The sequence below is a fragment of the Marinobacter sp. M5B genome (genome assembly GCF_042604615.1).
Classification (GTDB): Bacteria; Pseudomonadota; Gammaproteobacteria; order Pseudomonadales; family Oleiphilaceae; genus Marinobacter; species Marinobacter salarius.
On the sequence record NZ_CP156894.1, the window covers coordinates 4078564 to 4096851 of the forward strand.

Below are 18288 nucleotides of genomic sequence, written 5' to 3' on the forward strand. Positions count from 1 at the left end.
TCATCCCTGCTGGAAAATGGTCACCCCGTTACGGCCCGCTTTTTTGCGCTCGTATAGGGCCTGATCGGCTGCGTTAAGCGCATCGCTACCGGACTCAAATGAACCCAACGCGGCAATACCAACGCTGAGGGTCACCGACAGGCTGACGCCATCATTGTGGAACGACAGGTCTGAGAACGTCTTGCAGACCTGCGCCAGCACCGACTGCCCTTCCTGCACCGTACACTCCGGCAGAACCACCGCAAACTCCTCCCCACCGTACCGACCGATCATGTCGGTGGAACGTAAACGTTGCCTGAGCAGATTTGCGAGTGCCTTAATGACAATATCACCCACTCTGTGCCCGTGTTGATCATTCACCTTCTTGAAGTGATCCAGGTCCAGCATGGCGACAACGGAAGACCGCGACTGTCGCCTGCACCGGGCGTGTTCCTTGTCGACTTCGTGCTTGATGAACGAGTGCTTCAACAGCCCTGTAAGGCTGTCCCGTATCAGAAGCTCGTTCAGTTGACGGGCGCGGTAGCAGCGAATCTGAGCCGCGCGCACAAGATAGCTGTCGGATACGGGTTTGGTCAGGAATTCATCCGCTCCTTTTGCCATCGCCTCAAGCTGAACCTGCTTATCCTGCTCAGACGAAAGGTAAATAATCGGAAGGCTGACCCATTCGGGATCAAAACGGACCAGCTTCGCCACTGTTGGCCCGGAATAAGCTCCCATACGCACGTCCAGCAACATTATGTCGGGGGAGAATTCCGAAAGTTCCGACAACACCGTTTCGGGATTGCTGATGGCGCGGACGACAAAACCCGCTCCTTCAAGAACCGCTTGGTAGTGCCCTGCAAGATCTTCGTCGTCATCCAGAATCAGTATTTTCCCGGAAACCGTTCGGCTCCGCTCCGTGACCAAACGCTCAATATTGTCCGCCAGTATGGTGGCATCAACCGGTTCCGTAATCAGTGCATCTGCCCCGTTCTCGGCCAGGGTATACCGGGTTTTAAAATCATCCCTGCTGCCGATGCAAATTAGCGGTGGTTTTAATATGTTCTCGTTCCCGGCCTTGGTATCGAGCACTGCAGACACCTCGGAAAGTACGTCCTCACTGGTCACCACAAGGGTTACCCCCGGCGTCCCGCTGAACGAGAGGGTAGAAACCTCTTGGTGCGATATCGAGAAACCGTGATTTGAGAGCGCGTACTCCAGAAAAACCTGCGAACCTTCTGACAGCCCACACAGGACAACATGAACATCCGAGGCCGTCAGACTGTACTGATCGTTTAAGCGCTCAGGATCGTTGGTGCGGCGGGTTGCTGGCACCGAGGTTTCATCCAGCAAAGAACGCAGTTGCCTTGCCTGTGCCAGGGTATCGATAACCTGTGGAATTTCCTCGCTGGGAACGCCGGGGCTGGCGTCATCATGCAACGGATATTTTTCCACCAATGGTTTAAGGCGTTGCTCCAACCTACGCGCCTCCGCTCCCAACGCCGTATATCCGAAGGTTCCCGCGGAACCGGCCAGACGATGAAGGAGCTGGTAGGCCGACATCACGTCTTCACGCAGCAGTCGCTGCTCCTGACCACCCCCGGTTATCCTTGAAGCAACTTCGCTTAACTGATCGAGTTCTCCCTCCGCCTTACCACGAAAGCTGAGTCGCAATTGCGCGAGTTTGTCGGCGATATCCGCTTTTGGATCCTTTCCCATAAGAAATCTCAGGCTTTGAGTTTTTGCTAATATAAACGCGTCAATTGAGCTAACCTTCTTTCATCACAGAACATTATCCGTCAAAACGCAACAGTGGGGAATTTCATTGCGGCCGCGCAAATCGCTTTCACTTAGCAGCCGGGTGGCCATCATTATCGTCATCGGCAGCCTTGCAACTGTGTCCGCCGTTATTGCGATCGCTTACCAGGCTCTGGTGCAGGACTTCGAAGACCTGCTCACTCAACGCCAGATTATCGAGGCTGAAAGAGCCTCCGAGCGCGTCAACCAGAGGCTGCAGCTCAGTTTGAACTCTCTGTCAGCGTTTGCGTCGCAGCTTGCTGCCGACGACCGCCTTGCGGATCAGTCTGATCTCAATGCAGCACTGGCCCGCCAGACGACGCTTCAGGACCTGTTCCCGGCGGCGCTTCTCATATTCAACGACAAAGGCTGTGCCGTAGCGGAAAATGTGCACGTTCCAAATCGTATTGGGACCTGCTACATGGATCGCCCCCACTTCCAGGAGGCCGTGGAAACTCGACGGCCCATTGTCAGCAAGCCCATCATCGGAAGGACCACAGGCAGGCCCCTGCTATCCTTTCTGGCGCCCATCGAAACCGACGACGGGGATCTACTTGGCTTCGCAGGTGGCACCCTGGACCTGGGCAAGACCAGCCTGTTACCAGAAAACCGACGCAAAGGCTTTGCTGAATCACAGGGTATCGAGAAAATCATCGACACAGAAAACTTTCTGTACGTGGATTCCGGCAAGGGCTCCCAGAATATCGAACCCCTGCCATCTCCTGGCGAAGATGCCCTGACGGACGCTGCGTTATCCGGCATCACTTTCGGACAGGTCAACAGCAAAGATGGCCTCCCACTGATATACGCCACCAATCACCTGCAGCGTCTGGGATGGGTGTTCGTCCGTGCTGTGCCTTACGAACAGGCGACCACGCCAGCCCGCCAATCGTTTATTCAGTTCTTCAACATCAGCCTGCTGATCACGGTTGTGATCGCCGCTTTGAGTTTTCTGCTGGTCAGGACCACCATGTCACCGCTTGATCGAATGACTGGTCGGATTCGGCGTATGGCAGAACGGCCTGACTCAGCCATGCGCCTGAGTGAGTCCGGCACTCCCGAGGTCAGTAATCTGGCCAGCGCTTTTAACCAGCTCCTGGAAGAAAGAGACAACCTGGCACGGCTTAAGGATCACTTCATGTCTTCCGTCAGCCATGAACTTCGCACACCACTCACATCACTTACCGGGGCGTTGAAGCTACTCACTTCTGGCGTAACCGGGCAGCTCAACGACAAAAGCCAGAAACTGGCCAGCCTTGCCCTGAGAAACGGAGAGCGCCTGCAACTGCTGGTGTCGGATTTGCTCGACTTCAATAAGTTGTCGGATGGCAGCCTAAAAGTGCGAATTCAAAGCGAAGCGATCCAACCGATACTTTATAGCGCCATTGAAGACAACAACACCATGGCCGCCGAACACCACGTCCGGTTGGTTTCAGACAGCGCTGAGTTACCGCATCTGCTCTGTGATAAGCACCGGTTACGGCAAATTCTGGACAACTACATCAGCAACGCCATCAAATTTTCTCCCCAGGAGAGCGTTGTCACTATAAGCGCCCGGCTCAACTCAGCGGGCGGCGTTCGGATAACCGTCAGTGACCAGGGCTCCGGAGTACCGGATTCCTTTGCCGACAGCGTGTTCAAACGATTCGCGCAGGCCGAAACCGGTACCACCCGTTCGGTAAAGGGCACGGGGCTGGGGCTTGCCATTTGTGCCGAACTGGCACAACTGATGAATGCTGAGGTTGGCTACTACAATAACCAGGGAGCGCACTTCTGGGTCGACATTCCGGTTTTTGGGGAAGCATCGTCGACCGTTTCTGATAAGGAAGCAGACTCATGATAGCACCCCAACATCCATACAATGAGGCGGTACGACTTCTTGCGCTGAAGCGGACACACCTGCTCGATACGTCACCAGAAGAGCGATTCGATCGCTTTACCCGCATGGCCAAGCTGGCCTTCGGAGTCCCCATTGCCCTGGTGTCACTGGTCGACGACAAGCGACAATGGTTCAAGTCCAGCCAGGGGCTGGAAGCCAGGGAAACCCCCAGGGACCTCTCCTTCTGCGGCCACGCCATCCTCAGTGATCGTCTGTTTATCGTCGAGGACACCCACGAGGATTCACGATTCGCCGACAACCCGCTCGTTACCGGCCCCCCACACATTCGCTTCTATGCCGGCGCCCAACTCCACAGCCATGACGGTTATCGCTTGGGCACCCTCTGCATCATAGACACCCGGCCACGAACGCTAGACCACGATCAGCGTGTACTTCTCGAGGAGCTGGCCCGGTGTGTCGATGAGGAGATCAATGACTTCGAGGCGAGCAAATCCCGCCAGGAACAACTCGAGAAGACCCGGATTCTGAGTGCACTGAACAACCTGACGGTGGACGCCTCAGCGCCCCTGGAACAAAAAATAGGCATGGCCCTGGATCTCGGACGCCAACATCTTGAATTGGAAACCGGAATCGTCAGCGAGATCACCAGCGAGGTTTACACGATTCGCTGGTTCAGAGCGCCTGACAACTCTCCACTGGAGGCTGGTCTTTCACTACCGGTGGCACAAACCTATTGCTCGCTGATGCTGGCAAAGGGCGACCATCTGGCGATCAGCCATATGGCGGACTCCCGCTACCGCAATCAGTCCTGCTATGCCCAAATGGGCCTCGAGAGCTACATTGCTGCGCCAATAGAATTCGATGGCAAGCTCTTCGGCACCCTTAATTTCTCATCAATATCGCCAAGATCCAGACCATTCACGGATCTGGACCGCCTGTTTATCGTGTGGCTGGCGCAATGGATGGCGGCCCTCCTCCAGCAACATTCCCATGAGGATACGCTGCGAAAGCTATCAGAGAACGTGCCCGGCATGCTCTATCAGTATCACGAGGAAAAGGATGGCCATTCGCGCTTTCTATATTGCAGCGAGGGCATACGCGACATTTATGGCCTTTCTCCGAAGGACGTTGAACATGATGCAAGTGCGGCTTTCGACACAATACACCCTGACGACCTGGGGTCCGTAGAAGAAGCCATCCACCAATCCCGGAAATCCCTGGCGGTGTGGGATTGCCAATATCGAGTCAGTAGGCCGGGAGAACCCTGGAAATGGGTCCAGGGCCGGGCCACCCCGGAGCGGCGACCAGACGGCAGTTCGATCTGGCACGGATTTATTGCCGACATTGATGAGAGCAAACGCGCCCAGCTTGAGCTCCAGGAGCGAGAACAACAACTGCGCACTTTCTTCGAACTGTCACCCATCGGAATACTACTTACCGATTTTCGGAGTGGACGAAACCTTGACGTAAACGCAGCACTCCTTAACTTTACGGGCTACTCCTATTCGCAATTTATCGCGCTGAATTACTGGGACGTGACTCCCGACGACTTTGAAACACAAACCCAGCAGGCTATCTCTGATTTAAAAGAACACGGGCAGTTCGGCCCCTTCGAACAGGAGTTCGTGCGCAAGGATGGAGCTCGGATTCCAATCCTTATTCAGGGCGTCATGATCGAACGCATCGAAGGCAAGCCACTGATTTGGTCGCTGGTGGAGGATATATCAGAGCGTCGTAAGGTTGATCGGATGAAGAACGAGTTCATTTCCACCGTCAGCCATGAACTACGAACCCCGCTGACGTCCATATCAGGCTCCCTCGGGTTGATTGCAGGTGGTGTTTTTGGCGCCCTGCCTGACGAGGTCAAAACCATGGTGGCCATCGCGGCCCGCAACAGCGATCAATTAAGGCACCTGATTGACGACCTGCTGGATATGGAAAAGCTGGTCTCCGGCAAAATGGAGCTGCGGATGCAGAGCGAGAACATCAGCGCCATCATTCAGGACAGCCTGGATCGGGTGTCAACCTACGCGGTTGACCGACAGATTTCACTTCGGCTCGAAAACCAACATCCCTGGGCCAAAGCCTTTATCGATGCCCGGCGCCTCGGGCAGGCACTCGACAACCTGCTCTCCAACGCCATTAAGTTTTCACCGCAGGAGGCCGAGGTTGTCATATTCACACACCTTCACAACGGTCTTTTTCGCATTGAAGTCACGGACTATGGCACAGGCATACCCGAAGCCTTCCAACCCAGGATATTCGAAAAGTTCGCCCAGGCTGACAGCTCCGACACCCGAGGCCGTGGCGGCACAGGCCTCGGCCTCGCCATTACCCGGGAGATCATGTCTCAAATGGGGGGTGGCGTGGGGTTCAAGTCCACGGAGGGGTACGGCTCGACGTTCTGGCTGGATATCAAACCTGATGAGAGTGCTGATGAGTGATGGGTAATCGATAATGGCGCCACCAACGCGGGTCAACATGTTTCGTCGTCTGATTTGGGCAGCAAGACTGGGCGTCCTGCTGCTGGTTGTGGTCGTCGCAATTTCCCTTGATGCGTCCAGTTCCTCCAGCCACCGCAATGAGGTCCGCCAACAATGGCAGACTAAGGCGGACGATATTAGCCTGAAACTGCAAAGCTCGATTCTCCAAAACATACAAACGGTGTGGGGGCTGGCTGCGAACGTGTCGATACAGCCCGACATTAACGGCCAACGATTTCGGGAACTCGCATCCGTCGTCATAAGTCTGGCACCGGAACTCCAGAACATCGGCCTGGCCCCTGGCTTCGTCATCCGACATATATACCCGCTGGAAGGCAACAAAGCTGCGCTGGGGCTCGACCTGACGGCACAGAGCCTGTCACCGGAACAGATCGATGCGTTACTTGATTCTCGCCGGGAGGTGTTCAGTGGCCCCATCAACCTGGTTCAGGGAGGACAGGGGCTAGCAGGTCGTATTCCGATCTTCGAACAGGCCACCGGCGAATTCTGGGGCGTCGTATCCGTAATTCTGGATCTTGAGAAACTATACTCGTCCATCGGGCTGGACAGACTGGAAGATGGCTTCAACCTTGCCCTCTCATCTTCGTCCGACATCACTGACACCGAGTCCGTCTTTTTCTCAACAGGATCTATCCCGTGGACGAATCCGGTAAAAAGCAGGATTCGAATGAGAGGCACCACCTGGATGGTATTTGCAGAGCCGGCTAAAGGATGGCCAGATCACCCCAGACAACCGTGGATTTTTCGCGGTAGCCTGTTTGCGTTGTTGGCCATTATCGCCGGTGGTGTTTTCTGGCTCACCAGCCTGATGTCGCGGGATCGCGAGATGCAGCGGCGTCTCTGGGGGCTATTCGAACTGGCACCCATGGGCATCGGGCTATTCAGTGTTCATTCCAATCGACTGCTCCGGGCAAACCCAACATTCGAAAGCCAGTTTGGCAAATCCGTCCAGTCGCTGGATTTCTTCGACCAGCCGCTTGATGTCCACGGAGAGCCGCTGGCAAACAGGCCCGGGGTTCAGGAAACCCTTCGGGAGCACGCCAGAATCAGCGGTCTTGAAGGCTATTACATGGCGCCTGGGCACGACGAGCCGTCCCCCATCATGCTCCACGGTCTGCAACTGGACAATTACGGCAATGAACCCGTTGTCTGGCTGATCACTGAAGACATTTCAGAGCGGAAGAAAGTCGACCACCTGAAGAACGAGTTCATTTCCACGGTCAGCCATGAGCTTCGCACCCCACTGACCTCGATCTCCGGCTCCCTCGGGCTGCTCGCTAACAATGCCGTCGGCGAGCTGCCTGAGAAAGCCTCGAAACTGGCGCACATTGCCTATCGAAATAGCCAGCAGCTTACCTTCCTGATCAACGACTTACTTGATATGGAAAAACTGGTGGCCGGCAAAATGCCCTTCCGGAGCGAGCATTATGTTCTTCAGAACCTGGTTCACGAGAGTGTTGAGAACATCGCAACCTTCGCCCAACAGCGGGACATCGACCTTCAGGTGTCTGAACTTCCAGCCGTGACGGTGCATGTGGATCGTCAACGGCTGAACCAGGCCATCACCAACCTGTTGTCCAACGCCATCAAGTTTTCCCCGGCAGGTTCCTCCGTCGACATTTTCGCCAGCCAGCGCGAAGAGTCTGTTCGTTTGTGCATCAGAGACCATGGTGAGGGCGTGGCCCCGCACTTCCGGGAACATATTTTTCAGAAATTCTCACAAGCCGACGCGTCGGACCGAAGAGTCAGTGGTGGAACCGGGCTCGGACTGGCCATCACCCGGGAACTGATGACGCGCATGGATGGCACGGTGGACTATGAATCCATTCCGGGCGAGGGGGCAACGTTCTGGCTGGAACTGCCAGTGGCGGGGTAATGGGAAACAGGGTACTGAGAGGCCCGGCAGGTTGCCCCGCCGGGCCGATTAATCAACTCATGCCGACTTGAGCATCTCCCGCACCACGTAGTGCAGGATACCCCCGTGGCGGTAATAGACCGCTTCGTTAGCGGTGTCGATCCGCGACAACAGCTCGCAAGTCTCGGTCTTGCCGTCCGGATAAGTCACCGTCATTTCAAGTGTCTGACCCGGCTTGATATCACCGGACAGCCCCTTGATACTGATGGTCTCTTCACCCGTCAGCTTCAGACTCTTGCGGTCGACCCCATCCTTAAACTGCAGCGGCATCACGCCCATACCGATCAGGTTCGAACGGTGGATACGCTCATAGGACTCGGCAACCACGGCTTTCACGCCCAGCAGGCGGGTACCTTTCGCGGCCCAGTCACGACTGGAGCCGGTGCCGTATTCCTTGCCGGCAATGACCACCAGGGGTGTGTCCTCCTCTTGATACTTCATGGCCGCATCGTAGATGGGCATCTGCTCACCGGACGGGATGTGTTTGGTGAAACCGCCCTCAACGCCGTCCAGCATCTCGTTCCGGATACGCACGTTGGCGAAGGTGCCACGCATCATCACCTCGTGGTTGCCCCGGCGCGAACCGTAGGAGTTGAAATCTTTCGGCTCCACGCCCCGCTCCTGCAGGTATTTACCCGCCGGACTGTCGGCTTTGAACGACCCCGCCGGGGAAATATGGTCAGTGGTGACCGAGTCACCGAGCAACGCCAGAATGTTCGCGTCCTTGATGTCGTCGATGGCGTCCGGCTCTTCCTTCAGACCCTGGAAGAACGGCGGATGCTGGATGTAGGTGGAGTTGTCCGACCACTCGTACACCTTGCTCTCGGGGACCTTGATCGCCTTCCAGGTAGCGTCGCCGTCGAAGACTTCCGCGTATTCTTTATGGAACATGCTGGTCTTCACTTTCTCGACCGCTTCGGCGATTTCCTGCTGGCTTGGCCACAGGTCTTTCAGATAGACGGGCTTGCCGTCTTTATCGTCACCCAGCGGATCATTGGAGAGGTCCAGGCGCACGTTGCCAGCCAGGGCATAGGCCACCACCAGCGGTGGTGAAGCCAGCCAGTTGGTTTTCACCAGCGGGTGCACCCGGCCCTCGAAGTTACGGTTACCGGACAATACCGAGGCCACGGTAAGATCACCATCGGCAATGGCCTTCTCGACCGCATCCGGCAGCGGGCCGGAGTTACCGATACAGGTGGTGCAGCCATAACCCACCAGATTGAAGCCAAGCTTATTGAGATCGTCCTGAAAGCCGCCCACCTTCAGGTAATCGGTCACCACCTTGGAACCCGGTGCCAGGGAAGTTTTTACCCAGGGTTTGGTATTGAGCCCCCTGGCCACAGCCTTCTGGGCAATCAGGCCGGCAGCCATCATTACGCTAGGATTCGAGGTGTTGGTGCAGGACGTAATGGCCGCGATAACAACCGCACCCGGGTCAAGACGGGTTTTTTCGCCATTCATTTCCATCGGCTGGCTGGCAGCGTGCTCGTAGCTATCCTGGACGCCCACGGCGGTCTGCCCGCCTTCAGATTCCAGCTTGTCCTCGCGGGACTCTGCCGGGCCTTCGGCGGTTTCCATCAACAACTCAAAGGATGCCTTCATGTTCTTCAGGGCCACCCGGTCCTGAGGACGTTTGGGGCCGGCCAGGCTGGCCTCGACTTCGCCCATGTCCAGTTCCAGGTTGTCGGTGTACACCGGCTCCTGACCGGGCTGGCGCCAGAGGCCCTGGGCTTTCGCATAGGCCTCCACCAGCTCAAGCTGATCGTCTTCACGGCCGGTCAACTGCATGTATTTGATGGTTTGCTCATCCACCGGGAAGAAACCACAGGTCGCCCCGTATTCCGGCGCCATGTTGGCAATAGTGGCACGGTCTGCAACGGGCATGTCTTTCAGACCGTCACCGTAGAATTCCACGAACTTACCCACGACACCTTTCTTGCGCAGCATTTCGGTCACGGTCAACACGAGATCCGTCGCGGTAATGCCTTCCCGCAGTTTACCGGTGATCTTGAAGCCGACCACCTCCGGAATCAGCATGGACACAGGCTGGCCAAGCATGGCCGCTTCCGCTTCGATACCACCCACACCCCAGCCGAGGATGCCCAGACCGTTGATCATGGTGGTGTGTGAGTCTGTTCCCACCAGGGTGTCCGGGTAGGCGATGGTTTTTCCATCCTGGTCCTTGCTCCACACCGTCTTGCCCAGATACTCCAGATTTACCTGGTGACAGATACCGGTCCCCGGCGGCACCACGCGGAAGTTGTCGAACGCCTGCTGGCCCCAGCGCAGGAACTCATAGCGCTCCTGGTTGCGCTCCATCTCGATGGTGACGTTGTCCTTGAAGGCAGACGGATCACCGTACTTGTCCACCATCACCGAGTGGTCGATCACCAGATCCACCGGCGACAGCGGATTGATCATTGCCGGGTCCTTGCCGGCGGCTTTTACCGCTTCCCGCATGGCTGCAAGATCCACCACACCGGGCACACCGGTGAAGTCCTGCATCAGTACACGAGCAGGACGAAACTGAATTTCGGTATCGGATTTACGGTCTTTCATCCACTGAACCATCGCATCGATATGGCCCCGGTCCACGGTGGCGTCATCTTCGTTGCGCAGCAGATTTTCCAGCAACACCTTCAGGGAAAACGGCAACTTGTCGATGTTGCCAAGGGTGTCGGCGGCCTTGGGCAGGCTGTAGTAGTGGTAGGTTTTGCCACCAGCTTCCAGGCTGGAAAGCGTATTGAGACTGTCTTTACTCAGGCTTTGTTTCGACATGAGGTGCCTCCTTTTGATGATCCGAAGATGTCGGAAGGCTTAGCAGTAGCCTTTGCATCAGCGTACTTACCGCAGATGGCAATAGACTGATGCAAAGACCCTGATTTTGAAAGTCTCCTATAACTATTGCACCGATTGACGAGACTTCAACTGCGGTTCCGTGAATGTTCGGTATTGCAGCGGTGAATACCCCTGCACCCTCAGGCCTGTCGATCCCCATAAAGCTGGGCATACAGACCCTGGCGGGCGATCAGCTCGTCGTGATGCCCTTCCTCGGTGATGTAACCGTCCTCGAAAACGTAGACGCGATCGGCCTGTTTCACGGCACTCAAACGATGGGCGATGATCAGGGTGGTGCGTTGACGCAGGAATGCCTCCAGATCCTGATGCAGTTGAAACTCGGTTTCGGCGTCCAGGGCGGAAGTCGCTTCATCCAGAATCACCACGGAGGGATCCGACAGCACCATGCGGGCAATGGCCAGCCGCTGGCGCTGGCCACCGGACAGGCGCACTCCCTGACGGCCAATCATGGTATCCAGTTGCTGAGGCATGTCCGCCACGGTCCCGTCCAGTTGCGCGATGGCCAGGGCCTGCCACAGTTCGGCGTCGGTCTTGTCCCTGCCCAGGGTGAGGTTCTGCCGCACGGTGTCGTTGAACAGAGCCGGGTGCTGCAGCACGGTGGCCACGTTCTCCCGCAGACAGGGGAGCCCGATGCGCTGAACCGGCACACCACCCAGCAGCACCTGCCCTTGCTGCGGTGTGTACATACCGAGAATGACCTGCACCAGAGTGGATTTTCCGCCACCACTGGCGCCCACAACCGCGACTTTCTCCCCCGGTTCAAGGTGGAGGTCGATGCCCTTGAGCACAGATTCCTCACCGTAGCTGAAGTGGATGTTTTTGAGGGTCAGACCAACGGTATGCCGGCCCCGGAAAGGGTTCTCCAGTGCTGGATAACGGGGTTCTTCTTCCAGCTCCAGCAAGCGGTTAATGCGCCCCAGTGCCGCATTGGCAGCAAACCAGGCGTACTGCATATTCAGCATTTCCTGCACAGGCGTGAGCATGAACCAGAGGTAGCCGAAGATCGCGAACATCATGCCGATACTCAGGTCACTGAACAGGACCGTCACCATCGCCGCCGCACGAAAGGTGTCCACACCGAACTGGAACAGCGCGAAACTGGCGCGGGTGGCAGCGTCGCTGCGCCATTCAAACTGTATGGCATGATCGCGAACCGTGCGGGCGCGGCTGATCAACTGGCGCAGGTAGTGCTGTTCCCGGTTGGCCGCCCTGAGCTGGTGTATCGCGTCCAGAGTTTCGGTCAGGTCACCCTGAAAATCCTCATAGGCGCTGTTCTCCTGACGCTTGAGTTCCTTGACCCGCTTGCCGATGAGCATGGTGGTAAAGATCACCAACGGATTGAACAGCAGGATCAGAAGCCCCAATTGCCAGTGGACCCACATCAGCACGATGGCAGTGCCCAATACCGTCAGGCTTGCCACCAGGAACCGGCTGATCGTAGTACCCAGAAACTGGTCGATGGTGTCCAGGTCGGTAATGAAATGGCTGGTGATGCCGCCTGAGCCACGGGTTTCATACTCCGACATAGCCACCCGCTGCAGCCGACCCAGCAGTCGGGAACGGATACGGAATACCACATCCTTGGAAATCTTGGAAAACTCACGGGACTGGAGCACGTTGAAGGTGAGCGACAGCGACCTTAGCAGAAACGCCGCTACCACCATCAGGCCAATGTAAGCCGTGGGCAGGTGCCATGCCTCGGGCAGCATCGCCTGCATAACAGGCAACACCGGGCCAGCCTCATCAAGCAACACTTCGTCTACCAGTACCGGCAACAGCAGCGGAATAGGCACGCTGACGACCGTGGCCAGGATCGCGAGCATGTTCGCTCGCACCAGCCGCGGCTTGTGCTTAAGGGCCAGGGACAGAATGCCCCGCCAGGTGTACCGGTTATCGTTGCGACCCGTGCTATCCGGCCCGACTGCGTTCAGATCCGCCGCCTGCTCCAAGAAACCTCCGTTAATGCGATGTCCACCATACTGGTACGCAGCAAATTCGGTGACAGTCTACCCGACCTTCTGCCATCATTGCCCCTCAAACCCTCGAAGTACCAGAACCGGGCCCATTGTGAAACACGACTGCCATTACCACCCCGGCGAACCCGCAAAATGGCATTGCGGTGATTGCCAGATACACTACTGCACCCGTTGCATGCCGGATGCGGATACTCGAAAACAACACGCCTTGTGCCCCCATTGCAGCCGTGCCATGCGCTATCTCGGTGCCGCCACGGAAGCAGTGCCATTCTGGAACCGGATTGGTGCTTTCTTCCGCTACCCGTTCCACACCGATCCGTTGATGGTTATTGCCATTTGCACGCTGGTGCCACTGCTTGTCAGCGGCAACCTCATCGGCCTGATTATTACGCTGGTGCTGGCCCTGGCGCTATTGAAGTATACCTATGCCGTTATCAGCCACACCGCCGAAGGCCATATGAAACCGCCTCCGGTAGCAGTGGCGTTCACCGGCAGCGGGTTTGACATTGTGATCCTACAGCTACTGGTGTTTGCGCTTATGGGTGGCATGGTGGCGGCCGCCGCCATGGTCGGCGGGCCGTTGTTGATGTTCCTGGCGGTGGCCTTCGTGATCCTGGCCCTGCCCGCCAGCATCATGGTGCTGGCCATGGAGCGCTCGGTGATGGCCGCAGTAAACCCCATGAACCTGGCGGTACTGATCTCGCGCATCGGCACGCCCTACTTCCTGCTGTATGGCTACCTGATCCTGCTGACCCTGGCGTCCGGGGCAGCCCAGGATTTCGCCCTCACCCACTTCGCTCCGGGTGTTGCCCGCACACTGGCGGGTTTTCTCAACAGCACCTTTACGCTGATCCTGTTCCACATGCTGGGCTACCTGCTGTTCCAGTACCAAGAGGAACTGGGATTTGCCAGCGATCTGCAGGATGATGACAACGCCGGCGACATGCAGAATCGCGACCGCACCCAGCGGTTTGACGCCGACATTGACATGAACCTGAAGGACGGCAACTACGAGCGGGTCCAGTCGATGCTCAAGGAAGCCCTGAAACGGGACTCCCAGAATGCCCTGCGGTTGGGACAACTGCATCAGTTGCTGACCGCCCGCAATGATATTCCGGAGCTGTATCGTTATCACCCCCGGTTGCTGAACATGCTGGCGGAACGAAACGACGGCGACGGTATAGCTGGTTTACTGGCAGCTATCGAGACTGTGGAGCCTGGATTCCGGCTGGAAGACCCGGAGCTGTCAGTGCGCTGCGCCCGTTGCCTGTACCAGCGCGGACACTTCAAACCGGCACTGAAGTTACTTCAGGATTTCCACAAGCGCTTCCCGGACAGCGAGGAACTGGCTCCAGCCTATCTGCTGGTCGCCCAGGCGCTGGCGAATGGTCTGGGGCAGTGGGAAAAAGCGTCGGCGTTCCTGAATTTCGTCAAGAAGCGATGCCTGAACCATCCCCTGCACCAGCAGGTCGATGTGTACCTTCAGCAGGTTGAGAAGCGGGAGCCTTTGAAGGGGCCCAAGGCTTCGTTTGCGGTTCAGGAGTAAGGCCAAGTGTTGGGCAGGCTTTCCAAAACACGCTGTGAATACATCCCTGTACGCTCGGCTCCGCCATCCATGGCTACGCACGGTTTTGGAAAGCCTGCCCAACACTCGGCCGCCAAACCGTGAGTTAGCCTTCTTGTAACAACTGCCTGTAGTGGCGAGCTTTTGGCGTCATCTGGCGCTTTTCGAACTCTTCTGCCAGCAAACGGCAGGCTTCGCTAGCCAGGAGCTGGTCACCAGCGCTGCGCAGGCGTTCGAAAGCTTTCTCCGCGGCTTTCAAATCGTCATTTCGAAGGCAGGTGAACAACACCCGGTTGTGATCCCCTGCATCAAGCGGCGCGTGGCCCTCGCCCTTGCTCAGGTATTCCTGCCAGATTTCAACCATCCGCTCGGGCTGGCGACGGCTGAGGGATTCGTTCATCAATGCCTGCGTTCGCTCGCGGTATTGCGGAAGGTCCGGGCGCAGTTTCGCCAGCTGGTAAAGGTGCTCCAACAGGATGGTGCGGTCCGGATAGTGCTCTCTCAGCGCCTCGAACTGGTGCCGGGCCAGGTCGAAATCCATCCGCCCGAGGCTGGCCATGGCCTGGCTGTAGCCGGTGGTGAAACGCTCGTCCTGCTCATCTTCCTCTGGCTCGAAAAATTCTTCCTTCACCTGCAACCAGCTCTTACCCAGAAGCCAGACCATACCGGCGCCAGCCACCAAGCCACCCGCGTGAGCCATGTAGGCAATGCCGGTGGCCCCGGCGAACCAGTAATCGTAGATTTCCTTGCCCAACCACACGGGCAGGATCGCCAACGCCGGGGCGCGAAAATAATTGAAGTACACACCCACGAAATAGAAGAAGCGGATTTTCTGCAGCCCGTAGATGGCCACATACATGCCCATGAGCCCGGAGATGGACCCGGATGCACCCACCAGCGGGATGTGACTGCCCATGGAAAATGCGGTGAACACCACGCCCGAAAGGGCACCACACAACAGGTATGCCAGCAGAAAACGCCCTGGCCCCAAAGCCTTCTCGACGGTAAACCCCAGCAGGAACAGGAACACGAGGTTGCCAATAATGTGACCCCAACCGCCGTGGAGGAACTGGTAGGTAATCAGCGTGTAGAGGGAAAATTCCGCCGGTACCAGCCCTAGCTGATTGGCACTGAGTTTATCCATCAGTTGGGTCTGAATATCCCCACGCTGCTCCAGCCAGAGGCGGCGCTCGGCCGGCGCCCAAAGCCTGTCCCTGTTCTGCAGCATGTACTGGTAAAACTCACGGTCCGCCAACAGGCTATAGGCAACCCAAAGGTCTCCGCCCTCTTCCTGCAGTTGCTGGAAATTCTGCAGGTCGTAGACCCGATCTTTATTGTCTTCAAACTCGATCTGTCGCTCGAGGTAGTCCTCATACACCGGGGATTCCAGCGACTTCAGGTCCGATTCCAGATACTGCTCGACCGCTTCTTCAATCAGCCGGTTGTCGTCGCCCTGGTAAAAGAAGAATACCAGCAGGCATGTCGTGATCAGCCCGAGAGTAACCCAGGGTGGGCGCTTCCAGTTCACGGTGTTTTCGGCGGGGATAATCAGCATGGGCCGTCACAATTCATCATAATTTGTCTCTTCAGGGGTGCTTTTTACCACAGCATGGCCAGTTTTTCGCGTTGTAATGAATCCTGAAGCGGTTTAGCCGGCCACAGGCAAAACAAACTGTGCGCGGCACCACAAACAGGCTACTCTGCGGTTGTCACACGATGGTCATACAAATGACATTCAATCAGGGCAGCCGCAAAGGGGCGAATCGCACGATGCTCGAAACGAGCACGGAGTATGGGTTTCGACCAATCGCCAATTGCCGTTGTCCCGGCCACAGCCAATAGTTGCCGGGACAACAAGAAAAACAGGACGTGCAACCAAGGAAACTGCCATGACTGTACTCATACTGGACAATCCGGATCTACTTGCCAGAGCGGCCATCGAATCAGGCTTGCCCATGCCCTCACTGGCATCGGACAGCACTCCCCGCAAACCACACCGGCTGCGGTTTCACTACGGCTTCAACAAACATCGCCTGGATGAGCAGGACCTGGCGATCCTGCGCCAGCACGCGCTCTACCTGAGGCACAACCCGGGCGTGACGGTGCGGATCCATGGCCATGCCGATAATTTCGGCGTTAGTGAATACAACCATTTCCTGTCCCGCCTGCGGGCCAGCAGCGCGGCCAAAGTACTGATTCGCGAGGGCGTCAGGGAAAGCCAGGTTCTGGTGAGCGGCTGGGGCAGCGATCGCCCGCTGGCGCGCCCGGAAGACCACGCCGCCAACCGCCGACTGGAACTGGAATACGTCACCATGGAAATGGCACGGGCGCTCTAGGAGCCCGGCCTTACAGATCAAAGATCCGGGGGCTGAGTGCCCCCGCGGGAGACTCAGCCGTAGACCTGGAACACGTTCCAGAGCAGCAATACGGCAATAGCGAGGATGCCAACCCAGGTCAGCAGAATACCTGCCATACGGGCAATATGGGGGCCACCCCGGCCATTGATCATGCCGAAGGCATGCAATACGCGCCCCACCACAAAGGCCATCCCCGTCCAGTAGACCAGCCCACTGGGAACACCGTTCAACTCGGCAACTGCGAGCATTATCAGCCCCAGGGGGGCGTATTCCACCAGGTTCGCCTGGGCACGGACGGCCGCCTGGAAGTCCCGGTCGTCCGTGACACCCAGGCTCTTTTTATATTTCAGGCGGAAACGGGAAACCATCCCCGACAACACCAGCAACAGCAGCCCGAGAACGGCTGCGAAAACGGCAGAGACAGGTACGATCATAATCAGGCCTTCTTGATCGCGCTGACAACCGCCAGCAGCAACACAGCACCCACTGTGGCGGTAACCAGTTCACCAATGGCGCCCTGTGCAGCCAAGCCCAGCAGACGGAAAACGAAACCGCCCAGAACGGACCCGACAATACCGATACCAATGTTTGCCAGTACGCCGAAGCCTCGGCCCTTCATGATCAGGCCGGCCAGCCAACCGGCCACACCACCAATAATCAGGAACAGAATCAGATTCATTGCATGCATCTCCGAGCAGCGAAACAGTCCCCGAAAGACTGCCCTGTTTTACCCGGCGCTTCAAGCACTTCCGCAGGGAGGCGGGCAGTTTCGTGGGACACGTTCAGGCGGTAGGTTCGAGGTCCGCGATGGCCGCTTCCATTTGCTGGCGGCACTGGGCCATCAACTGGGGAATATCCGCAACCGTGAGTCCTGCGGTTTCAACCGGCGGAAGCACCCGGATAGCCACCGGTTCGCGGCGGCCGGACCACCCCAGGGTACGATCATAGTACTGGCTGGCGCAGACCATGGTGATGGGCGCACCGGAGGCAATGGCGGCGTGAAAAGCCCCTTTCTTGAATGATTGCAGGCCCCGGCCGCGGCTGCGGGTACCCTCTGGAAAGACCCAGAGGCTCTTGCGGTCACGGCTGATCGCTTCGCTGGTCGCCTGCATCACCGCAACAGCCTTGTGGGAGCGTCCCCGGTTGAGGATGACATTGCCTCCGAGCCAGAACACCTGGCCAAAAAACGGGATCCATATCAGCGACGACTTGCCTACCGTGACGGTGCGGGGCGGCAGCAAATCCCCCATCACGAACAGGTCATCGTTGTGCTGGTGATTGGCAATAACGACCGTGGGCCGGTCCTGCGGCATGTTGTCGGCCCCTTCCAGAGGGCGCTCCATGCCCAGGAGCAAACGACCGACGCGGGCAATCGTTCGTGCCAGCAAGCGGTTGTTGTCCGGATTGAATGGCCGGGCGACATACAGAACCAGTGCAAACAGACAGATGACCGGCACCATCAGCCAGGCCAGCAGTTTTCTTGGCATTCCCATTAAC

12 protein-coding genes are annotated in these 18288 nt (G+C 57.4%); 5 read left to right on the top strand and 7 right to left on the bottom strand.

Annotation, left to right across the window (positions count from 1 at the left end):
- Entirely contained in the window at nucleotides 1-1698 is a 1698-nt protein-coding gene (locus AAGD24_RS18545; RefSeq protein WP_379865921.1) for a diguanylate cyclase, read from the bottom strand.
- A 106-nt stretch (nucleotides 1699-1804) separates the two neighbouring features.
- Between AAGD24_RS18545 and AAGD24_RS18550 the strand changes: the two genes are divergently transcribed.
- From AAGD24_RS18550 to AAGD24_RS18560, 3 genes are read left to right on the top strand one after another with little or no spacing between them, the layout of a single operon-like run.
- Nucleotides 1805-3616, top strand: a complete 1812-nt coding sequence (locus AAGD24_RS18550) for an ATP-binding protein (RefSeq protein WP_379865923.1) — start codon at nucleotides 1805-1807, stop codon at nucleotides 3614-3616.
- The gene (locus AAGD24_RS18555) at nucleotides 3613-6060 is read left to right on the top strand and encodes an ATP-binding protein (RefSeq protein WP_379865924.1); all 2448 of its coding nucleotides are present in this window, start codon (nucleotides 3613-3615) and stop codon (nucleotides 6058-6060) included. Before AAGD24_RS18550 ends, AAGD24_RS18555 begins: the two co-directional genes overlap by 4 nt.
- Nucleotides 6061-6073: 13 nt before the next feature.
- Nucleotides 6074-7996, top strand: a complete 1923-nt coding sequence (locus AAGD24_RS18560; RefSeq protein ID WP_379865926.1) for an ATP-binding protein — start codon at nucleotides 6074-6076, stop codon at nucleotides 7994-7996.
- Between the two features lie 57 nt (nucleotides 7997-8053).
- On the opposite strand, the gene acnA is transcribed toward AAGD24_RS18560, so the two are convergent.
- Together acnA and AAGD24_RS18570 are read right to left on the bottom strand one after the other, a co-directional pair.
- A complete protein-coding gene (gene acnA, locus AAGD24_RS18565; protein ID WP_379865927.1) occupies nucleotides 8054-10813 on the bottom strand; it encodes an aconitate hydratase AcnA in 2760 nt (919 codons plus the stop codon).
- 200 nt (nucleotides 10814-11013) lie between these two features.
- On the bottom strand, nucleotides 11014-12843 hold the full coding sequence (locus AAGD24_RS18570) for an ABC transporter ATP-binding protein (RefSeq protein ID WP_379865929.1): 1830 nt from the start codon (nucleotides 12841-12843) through the stop codon (nucleotides 11014-11016).
- Between the two features lie 118 nt (nucleotides 12844-12961).
- On the opposite strand from AAGD24_RS18570, the gene AAGD24_RS18575 reads away from it, so the two are divergent.
- Nucleotides 12962-14416: a hypothetical protein gene (locus AAGD24_RS18575; RefSeq protein WP_379865931.1), complete on the top strand. Its 1455-nt coding sequence runs from the start codon at nucleotides 12962-12964 to the stop codon at nucleotides 14414-14416.
- Between the two features lie 124 nt (nucleotides 14417-14540).
- Here AAGD24_RS18575 and AAGD24_RS18580 read toward each other — a convergent pair whose 3' ends face one another.
- Complete coding sequence (locus AAGD24_RS18580; protein ID WP_379865933.1) at nucleotides 14541-15989, bottom strand: rhomboid family intramembrane serine protease; 1449 nt, start codon at nucleotides 15987-15989, stop codon at nucleotides 14541-14543.
- A gap of 334 nt (nucleotides 15990-16323) precedes the next feature.
- On the opposite strand from AAGD24_RS18580, the gene AAGD24_RS18585 reads away from it, so the two are divergent.
- Entirely contained in the window at nucleotides 16324-16770 is a 447-nt protein-coding gene (locus tag AAGD24_RS18585; RefSeq protein WP_007154904.1) for an OmpA family protein, read from the top strand.
- 53 nt (nucleotides 16771-16823) lie between these two features.
- Here the strand turns inward: AAGD24_RS18585 and AAGD24_RS18590 are convergent, their stop codons facing one another.
- The 3 genes from AAGD24_RS18590 to AAGD24_RS18600 all read right to left on the bottom strand — a co-directional run bounded on the left by AAGD24_RS18590 (nucleotide 16824) and on the right by AAGD24_RS18600 (nucleotide 18284).
- On the bottom strand, nucleotides 16824-17225 hold the full coding sequence (locus AAGD24_RS18590; RefSeq protein ID WP_007154903.1) for an MAPEG family protein: 402 nt from the start codon (nucleotides 17223-17225) through the stop codon (nucleotides 16824-16826).
- Between the two features lie 2 nt (nucleotides 17226-17227).
- On the bottom strand, nucleotides 17228-17470 hold the full coding sequence (locus AAGD24_RS18595; protein ID WP_007154902.1) for a GlsB/YeaQ/YmgE family stress response membrane protein: 243 nt from the start codon (nucleotides 17468-17470) through the stop codon (nucleotides 17228-17230).
- 103 nt (nucleotides 17471-17573) lie between these two features.
- Nucleotides 17574-18284, bottom strand: coding sequence for a 1-acyl-sn-glycerol-3-phosphate acyltransferase (locus tag AAGD24_RS18600; RefSeq protein ID WP_075195623.1), 711 nt, complete (start codon nucleotides 18282-18284; stop codon nucleotides 17574-17576).
- Between the last annotated feature and the right edge of the window lie 4 nt (nucleotides 18285-18288).

Bases quoted from the DNA above. Each gene is read 5' to 3' on its own strand.
- AAGD24_RS18545 (WP_379865921.1), bottom strand. From the start codon at position 1,698: ATGGGAAAGGATCCAAAAGCGGATATCGCCGACAAACTCGCGCAATTG.
- AAGD24_RS18555 (WP_379865924.1), top strand. From the start codon at position 3,613: ATGATAGCACCCCAACATCCATACAATGAGGCGGTACGACTTCTTGCG.
- AAGD24_RS18560 (WP_379865926.1), top strand. From the start codon at position 6,074: ATGGCGCCACCAACGCGGGTCAACATGTTTCGTCGTCTGATTTGGGCA.
- acnA (WP_379865927.1), bottom strand. From the start codon at position 10,813: ATGTCGAAACAAAGCCTGAGTAAAGACAGTCTCAATACGCTTTCCAGC.
- AAGD24_RS18580 (WP_379865933.1), bottom strand. From the start codon at position 15,989: ATGCTGATTATCCCCGCCGAAAACACCGTGAACTGGAAGCGCCCACCC.
- AAGD24_RS18585 (WP_007154904.1), top strand. From the start codon at position 16,324: ATGACTGTACTCATACTGGACAATCCGGATCTACTTGCCAGAGCGGCC.
- AAGD24_RS18590 (WP_007154903.1), bottom strand. From the start codon at position 17,225: ATGATCGTACCTGTCTCTGCCGTTTTCGCAGCCGTTCTCGGGCTGCTG.
- AAGD24_RS18595 (WP_007154902.1), bottom strand. From the start codon at position 17,470: ATGAATCTGATTCTGTTCCTGATTATTGGTGGTGTGGCCGGTTGGCTG.
- AAGD24_RS18600 (WP_075195623.1), bottom strand. From the start codon at position 18,284: ATGGGAATGCCAAGAAAACTGCTGGCCTGGCTGATGGTGCCGGTCATC.